General features: G+C 73.3%; 15 protein-coding genes. 2 read left to right on the top strand and 13 right to left on the bottom strand.

The window, feature by feature from the left end:
• Nucleotides 1-244: 244 nt before the first annotated feature.
• Nucleotides 245-5713 carry a carboxyl transferase domain-containing protein gene (locus tag ABGB05_RS25280; protein WP_347656058.1) on the top strand — a complete coding sequence of 1823 codons (5469 nt, stop codon included), beginning with the start codon at nt 245-247 and terminating at the stop codon, nt 5711-5713.
• 22 nt (nt 5714-5735) lie between these two features.
• On the opposite strand, the gene ABGB05_RS25275 is transcribed toward ABGB05_RS25280, so the two are convergent.
• The 9 genes from ABGB05_RS25275 to ABGB05_RS25235 all read right to left on the bottom strand — a co-directional run bounded on the left by ABGB05_RS25275 (nt 5736) and on the right by ABGB05_RS25235 (nt 15099).
• Nucleotides 5736-6725 (bottom strand): methylenetetrahydrofolate reductase, encoded by a 990-nt coding sequence (locus tag ABGB05_RS25275; RefSeq protein WP_347656056.1) that lies wholly within the window; start codon nt 6723-6725, stop codon nt 5736-5738.
• 11 nt (nt 6726-6736) lie between these two features.
• Nucleotides 6737-7534, bottom strand: a complete 798-nt coding sequence (yaaA, locus tag ABGB05_RS25270) for a peroxide stress protein YaaA (protein WP_347656054.1) — start codon at nt 7532-7534, stop codon at nt 6737-6739.
• Between the two features lie 32 nt (nt 7535-7566).
• On the bottom strand, nt 7567-8541 hold the full coding sequence (locus tag ABGB05_RS25265; RefSeq protein WP_347656052.1) for a sensor histidine kinase: 975 nt from the start codon (nt 8539-8541) through the stop codon (nt 7567-7569).
• Nucleotides 8538-9383: an MEDS domain-containing protein gene (locus tag ABGB05_RS25260; RefSeq protein ID WP_347656050.1), complete on the bottom strand. Its 846-nt coding sequence runs from the start codon at nt 9381-9383 to the stop codon at nt 8538-8540. Before ABGB05_RS25260 ends, ABGB05_RS25265 begins: the two co-directional genes overlap by 4 nt.
• A 97-nt stretch (nt 9384-9480) precedes the next feature.
• Complete coding sequence (nhaA, locus tag ABGB05_RS25255) at nt 9481-11388, bottom strand: Na+/H+ antiporter NhaA (protein ID WP_347656049.1); 1908 nt, start codon at nt 11386-11388, stop codon at nt 9481-9483.
• Nucleotides 11389-11517: 129 nt separating this feature from the next.
• Nucleotides 11518-12909: a TfuA-like protein gene (locus tag ABGB05_RS25250; RefSeq protein WP_347656047.1), complete on the bottom strand. Its 1392-nt coding sequence runs from the start codon at nt 12907-12909 to the stop codon at nt 11518-11520.
• The gene (locus tag ABGB05_RS25245; RefSeq protein WP_347656045.1) at nt 12909-14093 is read right to left on the bottom strand and encodes a YcaO-like family protein; all 1185 of its coding nucleotides are present in this window, start codon (nt 14091-14093) and stop codon (nt 12909-12911) included. The genes ABGB05_RS25250 and ABGB05_RS25245 overlap by 1 nt, the downstream gene beginning before the upstream one ends.
• 127 nt (nt 14094-14220) lie before the next feature.
• On the bottom strand, nt 14221-14583 hold the full coding sequence (locus ABGB05_RS25240) for a hypothetical protein (RefSeq protein ID WP_347656044.1): 363 nt from the start codon (nt 14581-14583) through the stop codon (nt 14221-14223).
• Nucleotides 14584-14733: 150 nt separating this feature from the next.
• Nucleotides 14734-15099, bottom strand: coding sequence for a hypothetical protein (locus tag ABGB05_RS25235; protein ID WP_347656042.1), 366 nt, complete (start codon nt 15097-15099; stop codon nt 14734-14736).
• Between the two features lie 317 nt (nt 15100-15416).
• Here ABGB05_RS25235 and ABGB05_RS25230 point away from each other — a divergent pair, with 317 nt between their 5' ends.
• Complete coding sequence (locus ABGB05_RS25230) at nt 15417-16172, top strand: MerR family transcriptional regulator (protein WP_347656040.1); 756 nt, start codon at nt 15417-15419, stop codon at nt 16170-16172.
• A gap of 34 nt (nt 16173-16206) precedes the next feature.
• Here ABGB05_RS25230 and ABGB05_RS25225 read toward each other — a convergent pair whose 3' ends face one another.
• The 4 genes from ABGB05_RS25225 to ABGB05_RS25210 are packed head-to-tail and all read right to left on the bottom strand — an operon-like array spanning nt 16207 to nt 23892.
• Nucleotides 16207-19383 (bottom strand): ATP-binding cassette domain-containing protein, encoded by a 3177-nt coding sequence (locus ABGB05_RS25225; RefSeq protein WP_347656039.1) that lies wholly within the window; start codon nt 19381-19383, stop codon nt 16207-16209.
• A gap of 29 nt (nt 19384-19412) precedes the next feature.
• Nucleotides 19413-21599 (bottom strand): NHLP family bacteriocin export ABC transporter peptidase/permease/ATPase subunit, encoded by a 2187-nt coding sequence (locus ABGB05_RS25220; RefSeq protein ID WP_347656038.1) that lies wholly within the window; start codon nt 21597-21599, stop codon nt 19413-19415.
• Nucleotides 21596-22405: an HlyD family efflux transporter periplasmic adaptor subunit gene (locus ABGB05_RS25215; protein WP_347656036.1), complete on the bottom strand. Its 810-nt coding sequence runs from the start codon at nt 22403-22405 to the stop codon at nt 21596-21598. The genes ABGB05_RS25220 and ABGB05_RS25215 overlap by 4 nt, the downstream gene beginning before the upstream one ends.
• Nucleotides 22402-23892, bottom strand: coding sequence for a SagB family peptide dehydrogenase (locus tag ABGB05_RS25210; protein WP_347656034.1), 1491 nt, complete (start codon nt 23890-23892; stop codon nt 22402-22404). Before ABGB05_RS25210 ends, ABGB05_RS25215 begins: the two co-directional genes overlap by 4 nt.
• Nucleotides 23893-23911 lie beyond the last annotated feature (19 nt).

Genomic DNA, 23911 nt, shown 5'->3' with positions numbered 1-23911 from the left:
TCACACTATGCGCCAGCACGGCAAGGCGGGCAAGACCGCCGGCCCGGCGGCGGCGCCACCGTCAGCGACGCCACAACGGGGACGCTGATCACCAAAGGATTTTGTTCGGTTCCTACAATGGCCAGCGCACAGGGTTCAGTGGTTACGGCATGGCGCCGCAGGCCCGTAGCCAGGAAAGTGATCATTGCCGAGGGCTGCCGTCCTCCGGCGCGTCCGTCGCAGGCCTACCAGAGGGATCGGTCGAGTGTTCAGCCGTATCGCCATCGTCAACCGTGGTGAGGCCGCGATGCGGCTCATCCACGCTGTCCAGGAGCTGGCCGCGGAGACCGCGACGCGGATCGAGACCATCGCCCTCTACACCGACGTCGACCGCGACGCCATGTTCGTCCGCGCCGCGGACGTCGCCTACGACCTCGGTCCCGCCTCCGCGCGTCCGTACCTGAACCTGGGGGTGCTGGAGCGGGCCCTGGTGGAGACCCGCGCCGACGCCGCCTGGGTGGGTTGGGGCTTCGTCGCCGAGGACCCGGCGTTCGCCGAGCTCTGCGAGAAGATCGGGGTCACCTTCGTCGGACCGAGCGCGGAGGCCATGCGCCAGCTCGGCGACAAGATCGGCGCGAAGCTGCTCGCCGAGGAGGTCGGGGTTCCGGTCGCGCCGTGGAGCCGGGGTGCCGTCGGCACGCTGGACGCCGCCCGGTCGGCGGCGGCCGAGATCGGCTATCCGCTGATGCTGAAGGCGACCGCCGGCGGCGGCGGGCGCGGCATCCGCCTGATCACCACCGAGGCGGAGCTCGTCGACGCGTACGAGCGCACCAGCCAGGAGGCGGCGCGGGCGTTCGGCAGCGGCATCGTCTTCCTGGAGCGCCTGGTCACCGGCGCCCGGCACGTCGAGGTCCAGGTGATCGCCGACGGGCAGGGCACCGCCTGGGCGCTCGGGGTCCGCGACTGTTCGGTGCAGCGGCGCAACCAGAAGGTGATCGAGGAGTCGGCGTCGCCGGTGCTCAGCCCGGCGCAGGCCGCCGAGCTCAAGGCGTCGGCGGAGCGGCTGGCCCTCGCGGTCGGCTACCGCGGCGCGGCCACCGTCGAGTTCCTGTACCACCCCGGCGAGCGGATGTTCGCCTTCCTCGAGGTCAACACCCGACTGCAGGTCGAGCACCCGATCACCGAGTCGACCACCGGGTTCGACCTGGTGAAGGCGCAGCTGCTGGTGGCGTCCGGTGGCCGGCTCGAGGGCGAGCCGCCGGTCGAGCGTGGGCACGCCGTCGAGGCCCGGCTGAACGCCGAGGACCCGGACCGCGACTTCGCGCCCTCGCCGGGCCGTATCGCGCGGCTGGACCTGCCCGCCGGGCCGGGTATCCGGGTGGACACCGGCGTCAGCGAGGGTGACACGATCCCGGCCGCCTTCGACTCGATGATCGCCAAGATCATCGCGTACGGCCGCGACCGCGACGAGGCGCTCGGCCGGCTGCGTCGGGCGATGGCGGACACCCGGGTGATCATCGAGGGCGGCGCGACCAACAAGAGCTTCGTCATCGACCTGCTCGACCAGCCCGAGGTGATCGACGCCAGCGCGGACACCGGCTGGATCGACCGCGTCCGCGGCGAGGGCCGGCTCGTCGCGCAACGGCACTCCGGCGTCGCGCTGGCGGCGGCGGCCATCGAGGCGTACGAGGAGGAGGAGCGCGCCGAACGGCAGCGGCTGCTGGCCACCGCCTCCGGCGGACGCCCGCAGGTCCGGCACGCCAGCGGCCGGCCGTTGGACCTCAAGCTGCGCGGGGTCGGCTACCGCACCCGGGTGGCCCGGACCGGCGCCCGACGGTTCCGGGTCGGCATCGAGGTCGGTGGCACCGTACACACCGCCGACGTCGAACTCGACCGCTTCGACCGGCACACCGGGCAGATCGTCGTCAACGACGCCCGGTACCGCGTGGTCAGCGGGACCCACGGGCCGATCCACCTGGTCGAGGTCGACGGGGTGACGCACCGGGTCAGCCGTGACGAGGGCGGCGTTGTCCGCTCCCCCATGCCCGCGCTTGTCGTCGCCACGCCGGTGCCGGTCGGCGCCGAGGTCGAGGCGGGCACGCCGGTGCTGGTCCTGGAGGCCATGAAGATGGAGACGGTGCTGCGGGCACCGTTCCGGGCACGGCTCAAGGAGTGCCCCGTCTCGGTCGGCAGCCAGGTGGAGGCCGGCGCGCCGCTGCTGCGGTTGGAGCCGCTCGCCGACGACACCGGGGCGGGCCAGGACCCCGCCGGGTCGGGCGCGTCCGTCGAACTGGACCTGCCCGGGGCCGCCGGTGAGGTCCCGGCGCGCCAGCGCACCGCACGCGGGCAGGAGGACCTGCGCGGACTGCTGCTCGGCTTCGACGTCGACCCGCACGACGAGCGCCGGGTACTCGACGGGTACCTCACCGCCCGGCGGGCCGTCGTCGCGCAGGGCCACCGGCCGCTGGCCGAGGAACTCGACCTGCTCGACGTCTTCGCCGACCTCGCCGTGCTGAGCCGTAACCGCCCGACCGGGGAGGACAGCGGCGCCGGCAGCCACGTCCACAGCGACCGCGAGTACTTCCACACGTACCTGCAGAGCCTCGACGTCGAACGGGCCGGGCTGCCGGCCGCGTTCCAGGCCCGACTCGCCCGGGCTCTCGGGCACTACGGGGTCACCGACCTGGAACGCTCCCCCGACCTCGAAGCCGCCGTCTTCCGGATCTTCCTCGCCCAGCAGCGCGCCGCCGTGGACGCCTCGATCGTGACGGCGCTGCTGCGTAGCTGGCTGCAGGAGCCGCCGCCGGACGAGACGGTACGCGAGCCCGCCGGTCTCGCCCTGGAGCGGCTGGTGGCCGCCACCCAGGTCCGTTTCCCGGTGATCGCCGACCTGGCCCGGGGTGTGGTGTTCGCCTGGTTCGCCCAGCCGCTGCTGCGCCGCAACCGCGCCACCGTCTACGCGAAGGTCCGCGAGCACCTGCGTCACCTGGACACCCACCCGGACGCGCCGGACCGTGCCGAACGGATCGCCGAGATGGTCCGCAGCACCGAACCCCTGGTCCGGCTGCTCGGCCGGCGCCTGGTCCGCGACCACCTCGACAACGCGGTGATGCTGGAGGTGCTGACCCGGCGGTACTACGGCAACAAGGGACTCACCGCCGTGCGTACCCGGACCGTCGCGGACTGCACCTTCGTGGTCGCCGAGCGCGCCGACTCGGCCGTCGTCTCCGCCGGGGTACGGTTCGACGCGCTGGGTGACGCGCTGCGGGGGCTCGCCGAACTCGCGGGCGCCGGGGACGCCGTCGACGCCGACATCTACCTCGCCTGGGAAAACCAGCCGGAGGACTTCGACACGATGGCCGAGCGCCTGCTCGCGGCCATCACCGCCGCCCCGCTGCCGGACCGGGTCCGCCGGCTCACCACCACCGTGGCGGGACGCGCCGGCGCGGTGATGCACCACCACTTCACGTTCCGGCCGTCGGAGTCCGGAATGGTCGAGGACCGGCTGATCCGGGGCCTGCACCCGTACATCGCGCAGCGGATGCAGCTGGAGCGGCTGCACAGGTTCGACCTGACCCGGCTGCCGTCGGCCGACGAGGAGGTCTACCTCTTCCAGTGCGTGGCCCGGGAGAACCCGTCGGACCAGCGTCTCGTCGCGTTCGCGCAGGTACGCGACCTGACCGCGCTGCGTGAGCAGGACGGCCGGCTGGTGGCGCTGCCGACGACCGAGGACACCGTCGCCGCCTGTCTCGACTCGATCCGCCGCGCCCAGTCCCGGCGACCGTCGAAGACCCGGTTCAACACCAACCGGATCGTGATCTACGTCTGGCCGCCGAGCAACCTGACCCGTGAGGAGATGGAGACGATCGCCGGGCGGGTCCGCCCGACGACCGCCGGCGCGGGTCTGGAGGAGATCCTGTTCATCGCCCGGCAGCGCGACCGGGTCACCGGCGAACTGACCAAGATCGCCGTACGGATCTCCTTCGACGCCACCGGCGCCGCCCAGCTGACCGTCGGCGAGCCACCGGTGGACCCGGTCGAGCCGCTCGACGACTACCGGCTCAAGGTGCTGCGGGCGAGCAGCCGCAACACGGTGTACCCGTACGAGCTGACCGGTCTGCTCGGCGACTTCGTCGAACACGACCTCGACGACAACCACGTCCTGGTGCCGGTCGACCGGCCGAAGGGGCGCAACAGCGCGGCGATCGTCGCCGGCGTGGTCACCACCCCGACGTCCCGGCACCCACAGGGGGTCACCCGGGTCGTGCTGCTCGGCGACCCCACGAAGTCGCTCGGGGCCCTCTCCGAACCGGAGTGCCGCCGGGTCATCGCCGCGCTCGACCTGGCCGAACGGATGCGGGTGCCGCTGGAGTGGTACGCGCTCTCCGCCGGTGCCCGGATCTCCATGACGTCGGGCACCGAGAACATGGACTGGGTGGGTGCGGCGCTCAAGCGGATCGTCGAGTTCACCCAGGCCGGCGGTGAGATCAACATCGTGGTCGCGGGCATCAACGTCGGCGCGCAGCCGTACTGGAACGCCGAGGCGACCATGCTCATGCACACCAAGGGCATCCTGGTGATGACCCCGGACTCGGCGATGGTGCTCACCGGCAAGCAGTCCCTCGACTTCTCCGGTGGCGTCTCCGCCGAGGACAACTTCGGCATCGGCGGCTACGACCGGGTGATGGGCCCGAACGGCCAGGCGCAGTACTGGGCGCCGAACCTGACCGCCGCGCGGGACGTGCTGATGTCGCACTACGACCACACGTACGTCGCCCCGGGCGAGACGGCACCACGACGGACCACCACCACCGACCCCGTGGACCGCGACATCTCGACCTTCCCGCACTCCGTGGCCGGCAGCGACTTCACCACCGTCGGCGAGATCTTCTCCGCCGAGAGCAACCCGGACCGCAAGAAGCCGTTCGACATCCGGACCGTGATGCGGGCGCTGGCCGACCAGGACCACCCGGTGCTGGAACGCTGGGCGGGGATGGCCGACGCGGAGACCGCGGTGGTGCAGGACGTGCACCTCGGCGGCATCCCGGTCTGCCTGCTCGGCATCGAGTCCCGGGCGGTGCCGCGGCGCGGCTTCCCGCCCACCGACGGCCCGGACACCTACACGGCGGGAACGCTGTTCCCCCGGTCGTCGAAGAAGGCGGCGCGGGCGATCAACGCGGCCAGCGGCAACCGGCCGCTCGTCGTACTGGCGAACCTGTCGGGCTTCGACGGCTCCCCCGAGTCGATGCGGAAACTGCAACTGGAGTACGGCGCCGAGATCGGCCGGGCGATCGTGAACTTCCGCGGCCCCATCGTGTTCTGCGTGATCTCGCGGTACCACGGCGGCGCGTTCGTGGTCTTCTCGAAGGCGCTGAACCCGGAGATGACCGTGCTGGCGTTGGAGGGCTCGTTCGCCTCGGTGCTCGGCGGCGCGCCGGCCGCCGCGGTGGTCTTCGCCGGCGACGTCGACGCCCGGACCGCGGCCGACCCACGGGTACGGGACCTGGAGACCCGGGCCGCGGCCACCTCGGGTACCGAACGCGCGGCGCTGACCGCGGAACTCGACGAGATCCGTTCGACGGTCCGGACGGAGAAACTCCGTGAGGTGGCCGCCGAGTTCGACCGGATCCACAACATCCAGCGGGCTGTGGAGGTCGGTTCCGTCGACGCCGTCATCCGGGCGGCCGAGCTTCGTCCCCGGGTCATCGAGGCCATCGAGTCACGGCTGCGGTGACCCGCCCGGGTGTGCCGGATGCTCAGCCGGCGGCGGCGAGCATCCGGCGCAGCTCGGCGGCGAGCGTGACGGCGGCGTCGATCTCCACCTTCCGGATGGAGACGCTCTCCACGTTGAAGCCGAACGGCAGACCGAGCCGCCGGCAGAAGGCGATCAGCTCGGCGGCGGTCGCCAGACACTGCTCGTACGACTCGGTGAGCGGGTCCTCGGCGTGCCGGAGGGCGTTCTCCAGCCAGCGGGGCACCTCGACACCGAGCCACTGCAGGAAGGCGAGGGTCTTCAGCGAGCCGCAGACCGAGAGGGTGAGGATCACCGGGCGGGGGGCCAGGCCCCGTTCCCGACAGGCGTAGCGGTAGTCGGAGAGCAGGCTCTTGGTCGCGGAGACGTCGTACACCACCTGGGTGACGAAGTAGTCGCAGCCGGCCTCCTGCTTGGCCAGCATCCGCAGGTGCTCGTCCCCGCTCCGGCTGTACCGCTCGGTGATCGCGACCGCGCCGAGCGGCAGCTCGGGCCGCAGTTCCCGGCGCAGCTCGTGGGCCCGCCGCAGCCGGGTGTGCACGGTCTTCTGCCCGGACGAGGCGCCGACAAAAACGCCGGCCACCCGGTCGGCGTCGACCCCGCCGAGCCACCGCGCCAGCTCGGGTTCCGGATACTTGCCGACGCAGCGGTAGACGATCACGGGACGTCGCCAGTCGCCGAGATGGTCGGCGTGGAAGACCGCCGGGTCGATCGTCGGCAGGTACGGGAACGGGCGGTCGGCCGGGTTCCGGTCGCTCTCGTCGTCGATGTCGTAGAGGACCAGCCCGTCCAGGTCCAGTGGCGCCAGCCGGCCGACGGTGACCCGGGCCACCTCCGCGATCTGCTCGGCGGAGGCGCTGCGCCGGGGCGGGGTGACCGCGAAGAGCAGGATGCCGGTGCGCGCCTGCGCGAGCATCGTCCGCAGCGGCGGTCGACGGCCGGGCGGCGTGGCGTCGTCCGGAACCGTCGGGTGGTCTTCGGAGTGGTCCGGCATGCCCATCAGGGTTACAGCTCCGTGACGACCACGTCCAGCTGACGCGGCCGGCCGGCCGCGACCGGCTGCTCCTCGACGGTGTACTTCAGGTCCCGCAGCGCCTCGACCAGTTTCGCCGGGGTGCGCGGCGCCGGACCCGCGCAGAGCAGGTCGCGGACCAGCCGCCCCTTGGTCGCCTTGTTGAAGTGGCTGACCACCGACCGCCGGGCCACCCCGCCGACGACCTGCTCGTGCAGGACCCGTACGGTCACCGTCCGCTCGGCGACCGGGCCGGTCGGCCGCCACATCGCCGCGTACCCGCTGGAGCGCAGGTCCAGGACCGGGCCGCCGCCGGCCAGCTCGGGCAGCACCGGGCCGAGCAGCTTCCGCCAGTACGAGGCCAGCCCGCCCACCCCGGGCAGGGTGACCCCGCCGGAGAGCCGGTACGCCGGAATCCGGTCCGCCACCCGCAGCACGCCCCACAACCCGGAGAAGACCAGCAGGTCGCGCCGGGCCCGGTCGCGGGCGGACCCGCCGAGGCCCGACAGGTCGAGGGCGTCGTAGAGCACCCCGGTGTAGATCCGGCCCGCCGGCTGGGCCGGCGCGGACCGCAGTGCGGCGTTACGGTCCAGTTCCGGGTCCTGCCCCGGGCTCAGCCCGAGTACCGCCCGGCTCCGCTCCCGGTCGGCGCCGGAGCAGAGCTGGCCCAGCGCGTCCAGCACCCGCTCCCGGGCGGCGGTCAGGTCCGGCCGGACCAGCCCGGCCAGCTCGGCCCGGCCGCCGGTGGTCGGGGCGGTCTTTCCCTCCGAAGGCGGCAACAGGATCAGCACAACCGGCAAGCCTACGCAGCCCCGTCCTGGGGTCAGCCGACCGGGCGGCCCGGCCCGTGCGGGTTGCCGGCGGTCAGCCGCAGGGTGAAGGCGCCCCGCTCCCGGCTCAACGCCACATGGTTGCAGGCCTGGTACGTGATCCAGAGGCCGAGCCCGCCCCGGGCGCCGTCACCGGTCGGCAGCAGACCGACGAACGGGTCGTCCGGCCCGTCGCCGGTGTCGCTGATCTCCACCACGATCCGGTCGTCCCCGGTCCAGATCCGGAACCGGGCCGGCGGCTCGCCGTGCCGCAGCGCGTTCGTCACCGTCTCGCTGACCGCGACGACCAGGTCCTCGACCTCGTCGGCCGGCACCTGTCCCCGGTCGGCGCCCTGGACCGCGTGCCGGGCCTCGGCGGGGGTCGGGTCGGTCAACTCGACCAGCGGTGTTGTCGCCTGCAACGGATCCGGCGGCACCGACCGCCGCTCGGTGAGGTACGCCTTCGGCTCGACGTAGCCGACGCTCGGCACGTGCCGGCCGTCGGCCGTGGCGACCCGGGGATGGGTGCGCAGCACGTCCTCGAGCACCGGGTCGGGGGTGACCCGGGTGTCGTACGCGCACATGCTCCAGAGCGGGAAGTCGTCGTAGGCGTGGTTGATCGCCGACTCGTAGCGGGCCCACCAGTCCCAGGTCGGGCCGAACACCACCGGGTCCAGTTCGCCGATGATCCGGATCTGGCCGGCACCCCCGGCCAGGTACGAGGCGAGCAGTTCCCGGTACGACCGGATCGCGGCGGCCGGACGGGCGTACATGTCCCCGCCGGAGAGGAACGACACCCCCGAGTCGGCCGGCAACGCGGCCCGGAGCAGTGCCGCGTTCCGCTCGCCGAAGGCGACCACCGTCGGCTCGCCCGCCTCGACCCCGCCGAGCAGGAACGGCACCGCCACGGCGAGCAGTTCCTCGGGCGAGGCGTACGTCACGGCCTCGTGGTAGTAGCCGTCGTGCCCCGCGGCGGCGCCGGTCCTCACCGGGCCACCTCCACCCGGATGCCGGTCAGGCCGAGCAGGTCGACCAGGCGGGCGGCGGAGGTCCGACCGCCGCGCAACACCACCTCGGCGCCGCGTCGGCGGCCGTACTCCCGCAACTGCAGTAGGCAGCGGTGGTCGACGAACCGCAGGTCGTGGGCCTGCACCACCAACTCACCGTCGACCGGTGCCAGGTCGGCGCGCTCCAGCGCGGTCACGAACAGCTCCTGGTGCAGTTTGTCCACCTCTCCCCGGAGCGCGGCGACGCCCTCGTCGGGCGTACAGGCGTGCAACCGGAACAGGACGTCCTCGGCGTTCGTCTGCGGATGCAGACAGGCCAGCTCGGCGATCGCCCGGTCGCCCAACTCGGGGCGGTGGTAGGCACACATCGCCGACATCGGGCGGACCCGCATGTAGCGGTCGACGAGATGCTCGTACCGGGAGAAGGCGGCGAGCTGGGTCGGGGTCCGGACCAGCGAGGTCACCTCGGCGACCACCCGGAACCCGGTGTAGCCGCTGGCCAGGGCCTCGTCGGTGGCGGCCGTGTAGGCGGCGACCTGCGCCGGCGGGTCGACCACCCGGTCGGCGCACGCGGTGGTCGACGAGACGACCCGGGCGGCGCCGCGACCGAGCGCGTCCGCGAACCCGGGGATGTCGCGCATCCGTTCGACCAGCCGGTCCGGCTCCTCCGGCCCGACATACCAGACCCGTTCACCGGCGGCGAGCCCTTCGGCCAGGAACTCGCGGGCCCGGGCGTCGAACGCGGCGGGGTTGTCGTAGGACCAGCAGACGTGCCGGTGAGGCGGAGACGGCGCCAGACCGCCGGTCATCCTGATCGGCCCCATGTGCCGAGCATATGTCGGCCGGGCTGGTCGGCCCAGTCGGCGCCACCGGCGGCACCGGGTGGATCTGGTGGGTCGGGCGGGTTGCCGACGAACCGCGTCACCGCCCGTCGCCGCTCCGACGCCGGGCGGCCTGGATCCGGGCCCGGGCCCGGGCCGTCTTGATCGCCCTGGTCAGGGTCCCGATGTCGTACGCGCCGTAGTGGCGGCGGCCGTTGATGAAAAACGTCGGTGTGCCGGAGACCCCGCTCACGTCGGCCGAGTCGATGTCGTCGGAGATCCGGTCGTCGTGGGCGCCGCCGAGCAGGTCCGCGGAGAACCGGTCCCGGTCGAGGCCGAGTTCGTCGGCGTACCCGATCAGGTCGTCGGCGGTCAGCGCGTCCTGGTGGTCGAGCAGCAGGTCGTGCATGGGCCAGAAGGCGCCCTGGGCCGCCGCCGCCTCGGCCGCCGCCGCCGCGAGCCGGGCCTGCGGGTGGACGTCGGAGAGCGGCAGGTGACGCCAGACGTAGCGCAGGTCGGCGTCGGTGAGCAGTTCCCGGACCACCGGCTCGGCCTGCCCGCAGTACGGGCACTGGAAGTCGCCGTACTCGACGATGGTGACCGAGGCCGTCGCCGGCCCCCGCACGTGGTCCCGGTCCGGGTCGACCGGCGGTACCAGGTCGACGAGCTGGTCGACGTCGCCGAGCAGGGCACGGGCCCGCCGGGGCAACGGCAGGGCCGCGGTGATCCGGAACACCACCCAGGTGACCAGGGACGCGATCAACACGGTGCTCAGCACCCCGACCTTCGCCTCGGCGAGCCGGGGACCGTCGAAGGCGATGGTGGCGATCAGCAGTGAGACGGTGAAACCGAGGCCGGCGATGGTGCCGCTGCCGAGCACCGCCGCCCAGCCGACCGCCGGGCGGATCCGGCCCCGGGTGAGCCGGCTCAGCAGCCACGCGATCCCGACCACCGCGATCGGCTTGCCGAGGACGTAGCCGAGGATGATGCCGAGGGTGACCGGGGCGGTGAAGGCGTGGGCGAGGAACCCCCCGCCGAGGCTGATCCCGGCGTTGGCCAGGCCGAAGATCGGGACGATCACGTAGCTCGCCCACGGGTGGTAGATCCGCTGGAGCCGGTCGTTGGGCGACAGTGACCGGGCCAGCCCCCAGGCGGCGGAGTGCGCCAGCTCCGGGGTCGGCTGTTCGCGGAACAGCCGGAAGCGTTCGCTGGCCCGTTCCAGCGCCCCGCGGTTCGGGGTGTAGGCGGAGGAGATCAGCCCGAGGGCGAGACCGGCGACCACCGGTTCCACCCCGCCGGCCAGCAGCGCCGCCCACAGGGCGACACCGAACGGCAGGTAGAGGAGCCCGCGCCGGACCCCGAGCAGGCGCAGCCCGAGCAGCACCGCGAACATCACCACCGCGACCACGAGCGGGGTCACCTTGACGTTCTCGCTGTAGACGACCCCGATCACGACCAGCGCGACCAGGTCGTCGACCACGAAGACGGTGAGCAGGAAGACCCGTACCTGCTGGGGGACGTTGCGACCGAGCAGGGCGAGCAGGCCGAGGGCGAGCGCGGTGTCGGTGGACATCGCCACCCCCCAGCCGTGCGCTCCGGCGCCGCCCCGGTTGAGCAGCAGGTAGATCAGTACCGGGATCACCATGCCGGCCAGGCCGGCGACGAGCGGCAGCACGAACCGTCGCCGGTCCCGCAGGTCTCCCAGGTCGAACTCGCGGCGGGCCTCCAGGCCGACGACGAGGAAGAAGAACGTCATCAGCCCCTCGTTGACCCAGGTGCGCAGGTCCTGGGTGACGCCGACGCTGCCGAGCCGGATCGACAGGTCGGTCCCCCACAGCGTCTCGTACGAGTGGCTGTCGACGTTCGCCCAGACCAGGGCCGCGACGATCGCCGCCACCAGGATGCCCGCGCTGCCCGACTCGGTGCGCAGGAACCGGCGCAGCGGGGCGGAGATGTCGTCCCGCCACACCGTCCGCCCACGCATCCCGGACGAAGGAGATCCAGTCACCGACGCTCCACCCGCCCCCGGTCGCCTCCCCGAGGTGTATCACGGGCATCCTGGGGTTCCGGACGGTTCCAGCGAATCCCGGCGGACCGGGCGGTGGCCGGGCCGGACGGCGGTCAGGCCGGACGGCGGTCAGCCCGGGACGAGCGTCGGTTCTGCCGTGCCGGTCGGCGGATACCGCGGTTCGGGCCGGGCGGTGGCCACCTTCAGCCAGGAGACCAGCGGCTCGGCGTTGCCGCGCAGCCACCCCAGGTCGCCGAATCCGCGGTCCCAGCCGGCCGCCTCCAGCGTCTCCGGACGGCACCCCCACAACCGGCAGAGCACCTCGTCGACCACCGCCGGCCGGTAGCGCAGCCGCAACAGCGGCCGGTGCGGGTCGGGATGCGGCAGCCGGTCGGTGAGCCGCAGCGCGGAGGCGACGATCCGGCGGGTCCGCTCCCGCACCTCCGGGCCGGTCAGCTCCGGCGGCAGACAGCGGTACGGCAGGACCTTGCTGTTGACCGTGCCGAACGCGCGGACCAGCACCCGCAGCATCGCCTCGGCCGCCGGCAGGTCCCGCTCGTCGGTGGTGAGCCAGCCCGATCCGGCGATCCCCTCGTCGGTCAGCCCCCGCTGCCGGGCCAGGTCGAGGGCCCGACGTTCGACCTCCGGCAGCGGAGTCCGTGGATCGGCGCCGACCAGCAGTCGCAGGACGTGCCGGCGGTGCAGGACCGGGAACTCGGGATGCAGGATCATCAGGGCGTTGATCACCTTGGCGTCGTTCACCCAGCGCTCCCCGACCGTCGCACCGTGGTGCCGGGTCCGCCACGCCTCGAAGAAGACCGTGCCGACCGACTCGATCGGGGTGTCGGCCTCGTCCCGTGGGCGCAGCCGCGGGTCCCCGGCCGCCGCCAGCCGCAGCAGTTCCCGGGCGTCGTCGGCCTTGGCGTCCATCGGGTGCGCCGCGGCCCAGGCGGCGTACCGGTCGTGGCTGTCCCGCAGCCCCGCCGCGTACGCCCGACGCCGCAACATCCGGGGCCCCCGGGCCCGGAACGGCACCTGCCGGGCACAGTCGAGCAGGGCGTGCGCCCCAGCCCGGTCGAGCACCCCGGCGTCGACCGCGGCGGCGAGCGAGACCCGCAGGTTGACCAGCGGTTCACTGAGCGGACGGTGGCCCTCGTCGGCCGGCCCGTGCACGATGGTCACCTCGTCGTCGTCGGTGACCACGCCGTCCCGGTAGAACTCGAAGATCCGGCCGACCCCCCGCATCCCGTACGGCCACAGCTCGGCGGCGCGCAGCGCGCCCATGCTGCTGCTGCCGGCGACGACGACTCCCCGGTCCAGGGCGTCGAGCAGTTCCTTGTGCCGAATCGGGGCGGTGAGCAGGAACAACCCGTCGATGATCAGCACCCGGTCGTTCGCGCGGGGCGCGAGCCGGAGCAGGTCGCCGTGCCGGATCGGCGGCAGCGGTGTGGCGCCGGGCAGCAGCGCGGTGACCTCGGCCGCCGGCAGGGTCGGACCGACGAAGACGTAGTCGTGGGGCATCAGTGTTCTCCCGGCCGTCGGGACATCTCGTGCAGGGTGTAGAAGTCGAGCCCCGGCGCGATCACCTTGCTGGCCGGGATGCCGACGTCGGCCCGGGTCATGTCGACCACGAAGGGTTCCATGCCGGTGACGTCCATGATCCGCCGTGCGCAGTGTCGTACCGTCGCCTCGACGTCGTGGCCGCCGACGTCGACGGAGCCGGTCACCGGGCAGAGGGTCCGGCGGTGCACGTTCGGGTTGGCCAGCGGGTCGGCGGTGACGTAGTGCGCCGCGTCGATGTCGTCCCGGGCCCCGGAGACGACGGCGAGCCGGGACTGCGCGGCCTCGGCCATCGCCCGGGCCGCGGCGAGCCCGGCGTCGAGGTGGCAGCCGAAACCGCCACAGACGATCGGCAGGTCCGGTGACCAGATCGAGCAGGCGTAGGCGGGCACACCCAGCCGGCCGGTCGCCTCGACCAGTTCCACCCAGCAGCCGGCGCCGCGCAGCGCGGCGAGCACCGCCTCGGCGACCGGGTGGCGGGCGGTCTCCGGGTCGACGTACCGGCGCTCGGCCAGCGGGGTGGTGCAGTACGGGGTGATCGAGTCCCGCTCGATGATCTCGAGCAGGGCGTGCAGGGTCGCCTCGGCGGCGGTGTTTCCGGTGGCCAGGCCGTTGCTGCTGGGGTGGAACAGCACGTCGGGCCAGGGCAGCACGCCGGTGAAGTCGAGCCGGACCAGGTCGATCGGCGCCAGGTAGGTGGCCCCGGTCAGCAGGCCCCGACCGACGACCCAGTCCAGCACCGTCGTGTCGGTCAGCGGGGAGCGCTGCGCCAGCTTCAGCGCGCGTACGTCGTACCCGACGCCGACGTCACGGGCGGCGCCCCGGGCCACGACCGTCAGCCGGTCGTTCTCGGCGTGCCAGGTCTCGATGCTCTCCATCGCGGCGCTGACCCACGCCTGCACGGGGTCGAGTCCGGTGCCCAGACTCACCGACAGGGTCCGCCCGCAGGGCCGGTACGCCACACAGGTCGGCAGTCCGATCTCGTCCAGGCCGGTCACGTCCGCGACCCGGGTGATCCCGAACCGGGACAGGACCGGCCGGACCCGCTCCCGGGTCTGCTCCGGGCTCGCGCTGCGGAACGGACTGGTCACCGGCCCGGTGCCGGGCGGCGCCACCGCCACCGCCGCTCCCCGCTCGTACGACATCTCGGCTCCTCTCCACACCCGACCCCGACCGGCCCGTCACCGTCACCGGTGGCGGAAACCGGGCGGCCCGGGCGGTGGTGAGCCGCCCGGGCCGCCGGTGTCGAGCCGTCCGGTGACGCGTGGTCGATCAGGTGCTGACGTAGCAGGCGATGATGACGACCGGCGCGTCGGCGGCGGCGCCACCGCCTGCGACGGTCTCCAGCTCCTTCTCGTCGAGTTCGCTGAGGTCGACCAGCGGAGCCGCCGGCACGTGCAGGATGTGCCGACCGGGGGTGCTGTTCCAGTCGTCGACCAGCTGCGCCGAGGCGAACAGCCCGTCGGCCTGGCTGCGGTCGAGGACCACCTCGGCGTCCGGCGTCACCGGCAGGCCGGCCTCGATCGCGTACTTCTTCGGGTTGGCGAGCAGCTTGCGCTCCTCCGCCTCGTCCTGCCACACCTTGCCCATGATGGTGGTGTACTTGCTCAGGAACTCTTCCTGTTCGGCACTCACGGCGCTTCCTTTCCGCAGGGATTGACGACTGGCAGTCCCGGCTGATGTCGAAAACGTACAAGCGACGGAATCGCCGACTCAAGGAAACGGGTGCGGTTTACATCGTTCCGAGCCGGCACGGGTCATTGCTGCCACTGATCCGTGAAATCGTCAGGTCGTGCTGCAGCACGGGCAGCAGCAGGCGCAACTCGCGTCAATTCCGCCGACCACCCGGTCCAGTTCGTCCTCGTCGAGCTCCCCCGGCGCGAGCGGCTCGACGCGGGGGATGAACAGGGTGAGGACACCGCTGTCCACGGCGGCCTCCCAGGCCCGTACCTGGACGTCGATGTTGGGCTCGGCATCCGCCGTCTCCCGTACGACGCGGATCTCGACCCCTTCCGGCACCGGCAGGCCGTGCTGGGCGAGCAGGCCCCGCGGGTCGTCGGTGAGCTGCCGCTCGGCCGCCGGGTCGGCCCAGACCTCGGCGACCAGCCTGCTGTACGCGGCGATGAACATCGCCCTGTCCTTCGGCGCCATCAGTTGTCCTCCTTGGACCGTTTCGGATACGCCGCCAGCCGTGACGAAAATGGGTACGGCCGGCACGGAAAATACTGCGACCAGATGGTGGAGACGCGCCAGAGAAGAGACCGGACGGCACGAATACGGTCCACGACGACGCGACGCGTGGCACGAATCGGTGTCGGATCCCACTCCGCCCACGCACATACCACACGGGTCGTCCGTGCTCGGATTGTACGAGATTCGGACCGGCGCCCGGCAGTAGTAGTTTCACCTATACCCGTCGGCCGTACGCATTGATAGGTTCGCATCGCCCGCGCGACCCGAGGAGTGCCATGACGGCGAGCCTGTCCCCCGTCGGCGACCGCGCCGGTGCCGCCCCGGTCCCCGAGCGGTACACGATCGACGGTCTCGCCCGGGCGGTCGGCATGTCGCCCCGCAACATCCGGGCGCACCAGGCCCGGGGGCTGCTCGCCCCGCCGACCCGGGTCGGCCGGACCGCCTACTACACGCCGGCGCACGTACGCCGGCTGGAGAGCATCAAACTGCTCCAGCGGCAGGGCTTCAACCTGGTCGCCATCGAGGCGATGCTCGGGGTACGCCGGCCCACCGCGACCCCGACCGAGCCGCTCGCCGCCGCGCTCTCCCGGCTCGCCGCCGACCATCCCTCGCTGGTCTACACCCTGGCCCGGCACGGCGTGCTGGAGCGCACCGGGGACGGTTCGATCCGGGTCACCCGGGCCCGGGCCGTGCAGCCCGCCCTCGAACTGCGGCACGCCGGGGTGCCGGTCCCGGCCGCGCTGGCCCTGCTCGGCGAGGTGCTGGACACGCTGCGGGTGGTCGCCGAGGAGGTGGTCCGCAGCACCGGCACCCGGATGCTGGCGCTGCGGCGTACCGGCCCGACCGCGACCTCGTGGGAGCAGTTGGACCAGGAGACGACGGCGTTGACCCGCAGCCTGATCGGGCTGCTCAGCGAGGCGTTCCGGGTGGTGGCCGAGAATTCGGGCGAGGCCGCGATCGCCGAGTTCGTCGCCGCACCGGTCGCCCTCGACCTGCAGATCGAGGACGGACAGCCGGTCGACAACGGTTGACCGGGGCGGGTCGGTCCGGCCCGCCCCGGTCGGCTCACCCCTCCCCGCCCAGCTCCCGGTCCATCGCCTCCGGGGTGTCCAGCGCCTGGGAGCTGGCCTGCAGGAGCTGGCGGGAGGCGAGCCGGTGGAACAGCCCGCTCTCGTCCATCATCAGGCTGCGGTAGCTGCCGCGCTGCACGATCCGACCCCGGTCCATCACCAGGATGGTGTCCGCGTCCATCACCGTCGACAACCGGTGCGCGATGATGATCCGGGACGCCGCGAGTTCCCGGGTGCTGGCTGTCACCACCTCCTGGGTCCGGTTGTCCAACGCGCTTGTCGCCTCGTCGAAGAAGAGCATCCGGGGCCGGTTGATCAGCGCCCGGGCGATCAGGACCCGCTGGCGCTGGCCGACCGACAGGGTGCCGCCGCCGACCGGCACCATCGTCCCGAGCCCCATCGGCAGCTGCCCGATGTCCTCCTCCAGGCCGGCCAGCCGGACCGCCTCCCAGACCTGGTCCAGGGTGAAGCTCGATGCGCCGCAGATGTTCTCCCGCAACGTGCCGGCGAAGAGCATCCCGTCCTGGAGGACCACCCCGCACTGCCGACGTACCGCCTGCAGGTCGAGTTCGGTCAGGTCCTGGCCGTCGTACTGCACGGCGCCGCTGCGCGGCTGTTCGAAGCCGAGGAGCAGCCGGAGCAGGGTCGACTTGCCACAGCCGCTCGGGCCGACGATCGCCACGAACTCGCCGGGCTGCACCTCGAAGGAGACGTCGTCGAGGACCGGCGGCGCGTCCGGGTGGTAGCCGAAGGTCACCTCCCGCATCGCGACCCCGCCCCGCAGCTCACCCGGGTCGGTCCGCTGCGGCTGCCGTTCCGGCTCGGCCGCCAGGATGTCGTGCAGGTTCTCCAGCCGGGGCACCGCGGCCACCACCTCGACCCCGGTCATCACCAGCACCAGCAGGGCTCCGAGCAGCAGCGTGAAGGCCAGGTTGACGACGAAGAAGCCGGCCGCGTCGACCGCGCCGTCGAGCGGGCCGGCGAGCAGCGCGAACATCGCCAGCATGCCGCCGATCGGCAGCGCGCCGGCGACCGCGGCCAGGGTCGCCTGCACCCGGCGTACCCGTTGCAGCTCGGCCCGGGCGGCGGAGCTGGCATCCGACCACCAGCTGTAGGCGCGGTCCTCGGCGCCGGCCAGCCTGACCTTGCTGATCGCGCCGAGCAGCTGGTTGGTCCGGGCCGCGGCCCGGTGCTCGGCGGGCAGCGCACGACGCTGCCGGCGGATCACCGCCCGGCCGATACCGGCGGTGAAGGCCGCGGCGAGGGCGACCATCGCGAGACCGCCGGCCGCGAGCGGCGGGCTCACCACGGCCAGCAGCACGAGGTCGGCGACGACGGTGGCCAGCGCGGTGACCGCGGCCGGGGCCAGGCCGCTGAGCGACTCCCGGACGAAGGTGACGCCGAGCATCGAGTTGGCGAGTTCCCCACTGGAGGTCCGGGTGAAGAACCGGACCGGCAGCCGCATCAGCCGGTCCCAGAGTGCAAGCTGGGCGCCGACCTCGGCCCGGCCCTCGAGCCGGAGCAGCCGCAGGTTCTGCACGACCGCGGCGAGCGCGGCGAGCAGGGCGCAGGCGACCAGCACGCTGGCCAGCTGGACCAGCCCGATCGACGCGTTGTCGCTGGCTACCGAGCCGAGGACCTTGCCGGTGACGATCGGTGCCGCGAGCCCGAGGGTCGCGGCGACCGCCGCCGCGCCGAACAGGCCGACCAGGTCACGGCGGCCGCTGCGGGTCGCGGCCCGGATCAGGTGCCCGAACCCGGCCCGCTGCGGCAGCGGCAGCTGGATCACCGTGGCCGCGCGTTCGTAACGACCGGCCCGCGCGGCGTCGATCACCACCGCGGCCCCGGTCTGCGGGTCGACCGCCCGGTACCGACCGCGCCGGAACACCAGCGCGACCGCCGTCGGCGGCCCCGGCTCGTCGTCGGTCGCCGCCTCGTCGGGTACGGCCGGCTCCGGCGTGCCGGCGGTCGGTGTCCCGTCCGACGTGGTCGGTGTCCCGTCCGACGTGGCCGGGGCGGGCGCCGGCCGGCACCAGCCGATCAGCGGGCCGAGGTCCCGCCGCCACCACTGGGCCGGCAGGCGTACGTCGCGCAGGTGCAGGGCGGAGCTGCGGGCGACCGCCCGGATCGCCTCCCGTTCGTCCGGGACCGCCAGTCGGCGGTCGGCCGGTTCGCTCACCGTCACCCCGGTCTCCGCGGTGAGCAGCCGGAGCACCGCGGCGACCCGCTGGTAGAGGTCCAGGTGGGCGACCTCGGCGGTCGGCGCGCCCCGGCCGCCGCCGCCGACCACGCCGTACGCCTGGCGGGCCGCGCCGGCCACCACCGCCGCGTTGACCCGCTTGCGCCGGTCCAGCCCGGCGACCAGGTCCACGTCCGCCGCCGCGATCCGGACCCCGATCAGCTCGACCAGCCGGACGAAGTGGTCGTCGAGGGCGTCCCAGAGTTGCCCGGCCCGCAGCAGTTGCCAGCCGCTGAGCGCCTCGACGGTGCAGTCCGCCCGCGCCGAGATCCAGTCCCGGCGGGCGAGCAGCAGCAGCCCGTCGTTGCCCCAGGTGTCGGCCGGACCGCCGTCGTTGCGGACCACGGTCCCGCCGATGATCCGCAACCACCACAGGCCGGCGGCACCGGTCAGGGTCGCGCCGCCGGCCAGCGACGAGATCTCCCGGGGGCGCAGCGTCGCGGCGGTCCGGGGGGCCTGGCCCCGGCGCAGCGAGTCGGCGACCGCGGTCAGCCCCCGCTCCAGCGCGAAGACCGCGGCGCGCCCGGTCTGGGTGGCCGCGCCGTCCTCGGCCGGGTCGGCCCGGGCCGCCTCCTCGATCCGGCGCCGGCCCGGCTCGTCGAGGCAGCGGATCTCGGTACCGGGCAGCGGTACGAGGATCAGCCGCCACCGGCCGAGCACCGCCGGGCTGGGCACCATCGCCTGCTCGGGCAGCCGGGCAACGAAGTGCCGCCGGGAGACGGGCACCGTGGCAGGGCTCTCGTCGGCGGCTCCGGCGGCTCCGCCCCCGCCGTCCGGGGTGTCCGCCCGCACCGCGAAGAGGTCCGCCTCGCCCCCGAGTACGACGTACGCGGCCTGGCCGCCGTCGAGTCGTACCGTGCCGGACGGTGCGGGGGTGGCCAGGCCGACCAGCCGCTCCCAGCCGGCGATCCTGCGCGCGTTGACGGTGTGCACGGCGATCCCTGCCCTCTCCTGTGGACGCGTCAGTGCTCGCGGACGAGTCGCGCGTACGCGCTGTTGCGGGCGATCAGTTCGTCGTGGCTGCCCCGTTCGACCTCCCGGCCCCGGTCCAGGACGACGATCAGGTCGCAGTCCCGGATCGTCGACAGCCGGTGCGCCACGATCAGGCAGGTGGCGCCCCGGCGGCGCAGGTTCCGGTCGATCAGCTGCTCGGTCTCGGCGTCCAACGCGCTGGTCGCCTCGTCGAGGATCAGCACCCGGGGGTTGCGGACCAGGGCCCGGGCGATCTCCAGCCGCTGCCGCTGCCCGCCGGAGAAGTTCCGGCCGCCCTCCTTGACCAGGCTGGCCAACCCGCCCGGCCGGCCGGCGACCTCGCCGAGGATGGCGGCGTCCCGCAGCGCGGCGATCACCTGCTGGTCGTCGATGGTGGGGTCCCAGAGGGTGACGTTGTCCCGGACCGTGCCCTCGAACAGCAGCCGGTCCTGGTCGACCATGGCCACGGTGGCGGCCCAGAGTTCCACGTCGGTCTCCAGCCGCTGCCGGCCGTCCACGGTGATCCGCCCGGACCACGGCTGGTAGAGGCCGGCGACCAGTCGGCCGATGGTGGACTTGCCGCTGCCGGAGCCGCCGACCAGCGCGACCCGGCTGCCCGGCGGCACGTCCAGGTCGAAGTCGACGAGCAGCGGCGCGGTCAGCGGGTTGTAGCCGAAGGTCAGCTTCTCGATCCGCAGGTGGCCCTCCAGCGGGGCGAGTGGGCCGACGTGTGCCGGCTGGGCGGGCAGCGGATACCGTTCCACGTCCCGCAGCCGGTTCAGGTCGGCGCTCATGTCCTGCAGTCGGGAGCCGAGCGCGGTGAGGTTGGCCACCGGCCGGTTCATCGCGGCGACCAGGCCCTGCATCGCGACGAGTACGCCGATCGACAGCGCGCCCTCCACCACCCGTTCGCTGCCGAGGATCAGCAGCACGGCGGTGTTCAGCGCGGCCAGCAGGGCCGGCACCACGGAGAGCACCGCGGTCGGCACCCCGAGCCGCTGCTGGCCGGAGGCGACGGCCGCCCCCCGGGCCGCGAACCGCTGGTAGCCGACCTCCTCCTCACCACCGGCCTTGATCGTCTCGATCATCTGGATGTTCGTGTAGACGCTGGCGAAGAGTTTGCCGCGGTCGGCCTGCAGGCTGGCGACCGCGGTGGACCGGGTCGCCGAGACCTGCCGCAGCACCAGCACGTTGAGCCCGGCGAAGGCGACCGCACAGAGGCCGAGCAGCAGGTCGTACTGGCAGAGCAGGATCCCGTACGCGCCGACCAGCGCGCAGTCGACGACGGTGGTGGCGACCCGTCGGGTGAGCACCTCGGCGACCACCTCGTTGCCGCGGACCCGTTGGGCCAGGTCGGCGGCCTGCCGCTGGTTGAAGAAGGAGATCGGCAACCGCAGCAGGTGCCGGAAGAACCGGGCACTGGCCGACAACGCCAGCGCGGACTCGGCGCGGACCATCAGCCGTTGCTGGACCAGCCCGGCGACCAGGGTGAAGCCGACCGCGACCGCCATCGCGGCGGCCAGCCCGGCGAACGCGGAGTCGTCGCCGGCCAGCAGCACCCGGTCGACGAAGACCCGGACCAGCGCCGGGGTGGTCAGGCCGACCACCGCGATCAGCAGTCCGAGCAGGACGGTCAGCGGCAGCACCGAGCCGAGGTTGCGCCAGCGTTGGGCGAGTGCCCGCAGCACCCGGAACCGGCTGCCGCCCCGGGCGAAGTCCGGCCCGGGACGCATGGTCAGCACGATTCCGGTGAACGAGCCGTCGAACTCGTCCCAGCTCACCGCCCGGGGACCGGTCGCCGGGTCGTTGAGCCAGACCTTGCGACCGAGTCCCTCGAGGACCAGGAAGTGCTCGAAGCGCCAGAACAGCACGGCCGGCAGCGGTACGTCGGCCAGCCCGGAGATCTCCATCTGGAAGCCCCTGGCCTCCATGCCGTACCGGCGGGCACCCTTGAGCACGCTGGCCGCGGTCGAGCCGTCCCGGCTCACCCCACAGGTCTCCCGCAGTTCCTCCAGCGGCACGTGCCGGCCGTGGTGGCCGAGGACGATGCCGAGCGCGGCGGCCCCGCACTCGACCGCCTCCATCTGGATCAGGGTGGGGGTGCGGACCCGCCGCCGACGCGGCCGGGGCGGTGTCGGGGCGGCGACGTCCCCGAGGTCGATCGTCGGCGCGGTCACCGCTTCAGCAACCAGTCGATCGGGTGCTCGACCGCGACGGTGAAGCTGGCGGTCACCGCACTGACCGAGTTGAGCTGGAACGGCGGGGACTGTTTCGACCAACTCAGCCCGGTCGGGGAGTCCGGGTCGGGTTCCAGCGGTACGGCGACCCGGATCACGCTGCCGCCGGCCAGCAGCCGTCGCACGTCGGCACCGCTGCCGAGGAACGCCCGCAGCGACTCCTCGGTCTCCGGGAACGCGCCGACGGTGGCGACGGTGCCGCGCAGCTTGCCGAAGATGGTGCTCGGCACCGCCTCGGCGACCACCTCGACCTGGTTGCCCGGGCGCAGCAGCGGTGCCGAGGAGGCGGCGACGTAGACCACCGCCTGCAGGTTGTCGTCCGGCGAGTCGAGCCGTTCCATGTCGGCGATCCGGGTACCGGGCTGCAGCAGCTGCCCCTCGGAGATCATCCAGCTGACCACGTACGCGTCCCAGGGGGCGTTGACGATCACGATCCGCTGGTCGGCGGTACGCAGGCTGTACAGCGGGGTGCCCTTGGCGACCCGGTGGTTGAGTGCCCCCCACACCTCCATCACCTGGCCGCCCTCGACGGCGTCCAGTGGGGAGACCCCGGCAGAGTGGATCAGCACCCCGGCCGCCTCCACCACCCGCCGTACCTCGGTGGTGGTGGACCAGGTGGCGGCGAAGCCGACCGCCAGGGTGAGCGCCACCGCGGTCAGCCAGGTCGGCACCCCGGCCAGCCGGACCGCCTCGTCCAACTGCTCCGGTGCGTCGAGCCGGCGCAGCGCCTGCCGTCGGTACTTCATGCCCGTCCCTCCCGCGATCCGGATCCGTCGGCGGCCGTTCCGGCACGGCAGGAGCCGAGCAGGAAGTCGGCGACGCTCGGTTCGACCAGCGGGTCGACCCCGGCGAGGTCGGCGAAGGCCGCGGAGTGGCCGGCGCCGAGCGCGCACGGCGCCAGTCCCATCGCGGTCGCCACCAGGTACATCAGACCGGTCAGCACGCCGGCGTCCTTGAGCAGCAGCGGGTACGCCAGCCCCTCGTACTTCCACTTCAACCGCTCCAGCCGGGCGGTGACCACGAGCAGCACCTGTGGTGGCGTGCTCATCGCCCCGGCGCTGCGGGCGTACTCGACGAGTTTGCTGCCGACCACCGCGCGCTCGGCGAGCAACTCCAGCCGGTGCCCGACCGCGTCGTAGTGGTAGAGCCCGGCGGCCAGCCCCGCGCACCGGGTCACCACCGGATAGATCTCCAGCTCGCAGAGGCTGCCGGCGGTCGGGTACGGCCGCCGCCCCACCTGCTGCCCGGCGGCCTCGCCCAGGTGCATGGTGTGCTGCACCCGGTAGAGGAACTCGGCGAGCTGGTCGACGGTGAGCGGGTTGGCGTCGTCGTGTTCCCGGACGCTGCGTCGGGCCCGGACCACCTCGGTCAGCGGGTCGTCACGCTTCGCCGCCAGCTCCATGTCCGGTACGGCGAGCGGCACGGTCCGGACCCCCGGGAAGACCCGGCGCAGCGGCGCCGGGGCGAAGGTGTCCCGGAACGGGTAGGTGGCGCCGACCGGTGCCACGTGCCCGCCGGGGCGGGACCGGTCGTGCACCGCCAGTTCCTCCGTCGCCCAGTACGCCAACCGGGGGTCGGTCTCCTCCTCGGCCCGCTCGGCGGCGGTGCCCAGGATCCCCGCGGTGAGCAGTTCGTCGAGGACCCGTCCGGCGGTCTGCTCGTCGACGTCGAGGGCGGTCGCCGCATCGGTCGGCGTGACGCCCCGGGCGGCCAGGCCGAGCAGGGTGACCAGGGCCGGGTCGAGACGGTCGAGGACGGTCCGGCCGAGCGGGGTCCGGGCGGTCAGCCCGTCGTCGCCGGGGCACAGCGTCGCGAACCGACTCAGCCGGTACGTGGTCGCCGGATCGTGGCGGCGGGAGACCGGGGCACTGCCGGCGCCGAGTCCCCGGGGTACGACGTCGAGCAGCACCCGGTCCGCCACCGTCAGCCGGCGCCGCAGCCAGGAGTGCGCGACCAGTCGACGTAACAGGACCTGGGCCCGGAGCACCTGTCCCTCCCCCTCCAGGCCGCTGACCAGCCGGTGCAGTTCGAGGTCGTCGACCCACCGTTCGGCGAGCCGGAGCACCAGTGCCCGGCCGCCGACCCCGAGGTTGTCCAACGGCAGCCGGAACCGGGTCTGCCGTAACGCCAGTCCGCCGTCGGCGGCGAGCAGCTGGGCGTCGGTCCGCAGCCGGTAGCTCTCCCGGACCCGGGGCCGGTCGGTGGCCGCCCCGGCGTCGTGGGGGTCCCTCATCTTCCACACTCCCACCGTC

Source organism: Plantactinospora sp. B5E13 (assembly GCF_039871775.1).
Taxonomy (GTDB): domain Bacteria; phylum Actinomycetota; class Actinomycetes; order Mycobacteriales; family Micromonosporaceae; genus Plantactinospora.
Note: the sequence above shows the minus strand (reverse complement) of the source record. Positions and strands in the feature narration are given on the sequence as shown.

What these genes read in the sequence shown, in the direction of transcription:
- ABGB05_RS25275 (WP_347656056.1), bottom strand. Translation starts at nt 6,725, where the DNA reads ATGCCGGACCACTCCGAAGACCACCCGACGGTTCCGGACGACGCCACG.
- ABGB05_RS25260 (WP_347656050.1), bottom strand. Translation starts at nt 9,383, where the DNA reads ATGGGGCCGATCAGGATGACCGGCGGTCTGGCGCCGTCTCCGCCTCAC.
- ABGB05_RS25250 (WP_347656047.1), bottom strand. Translation starts at nt 12,909, where the DNA reads ATGCCCCACGACTACGTCTTCGTCGGTCCGACCCTGCCGGCGGCCGAG.
- ABGB05_RS25245 (WP_347656045.1), bottom strand. Translation starts at nt 14,093, where the DNA reads ATGTCGTACGAGCGGGGAGCGGCGGTGGCGGTGGCGCCGCCCGGCACC.
- ABGB05_RS25235 (WP_347656042.1), bottom strand. Translation starts at nt 15,099, where the DNA reads ATGGCGCCGAAGGACAGGGCGATGTTCATCGCCGCGTACAGCAGGCTG.
- ABGB05_RS25230 (WP_347656040.1), top strand. Translation starts at nt 15,417, where the DNA reads ATGACGGCGAGCCTGTCCCCCGTCGGCGACCGCGCCGGTGCCGCCCCG.
- ABGB05_RS25215 (WP_347656036.1), bottom strand. Translation starts at nt 22,405, where the DNA reads ATGAAGTACCGACGGCAGGCGCTGCGCCGGCTCGACGCACCGGAGCAG.
- ABGB05_RS25210 (WP_347656034.1), bottom strand. Translation starts at nt 23,892, where the DNA reads ATGAGGGACCCCCACGACGCCGGGGCGGCCACCGACCGGCCCCGGGTC.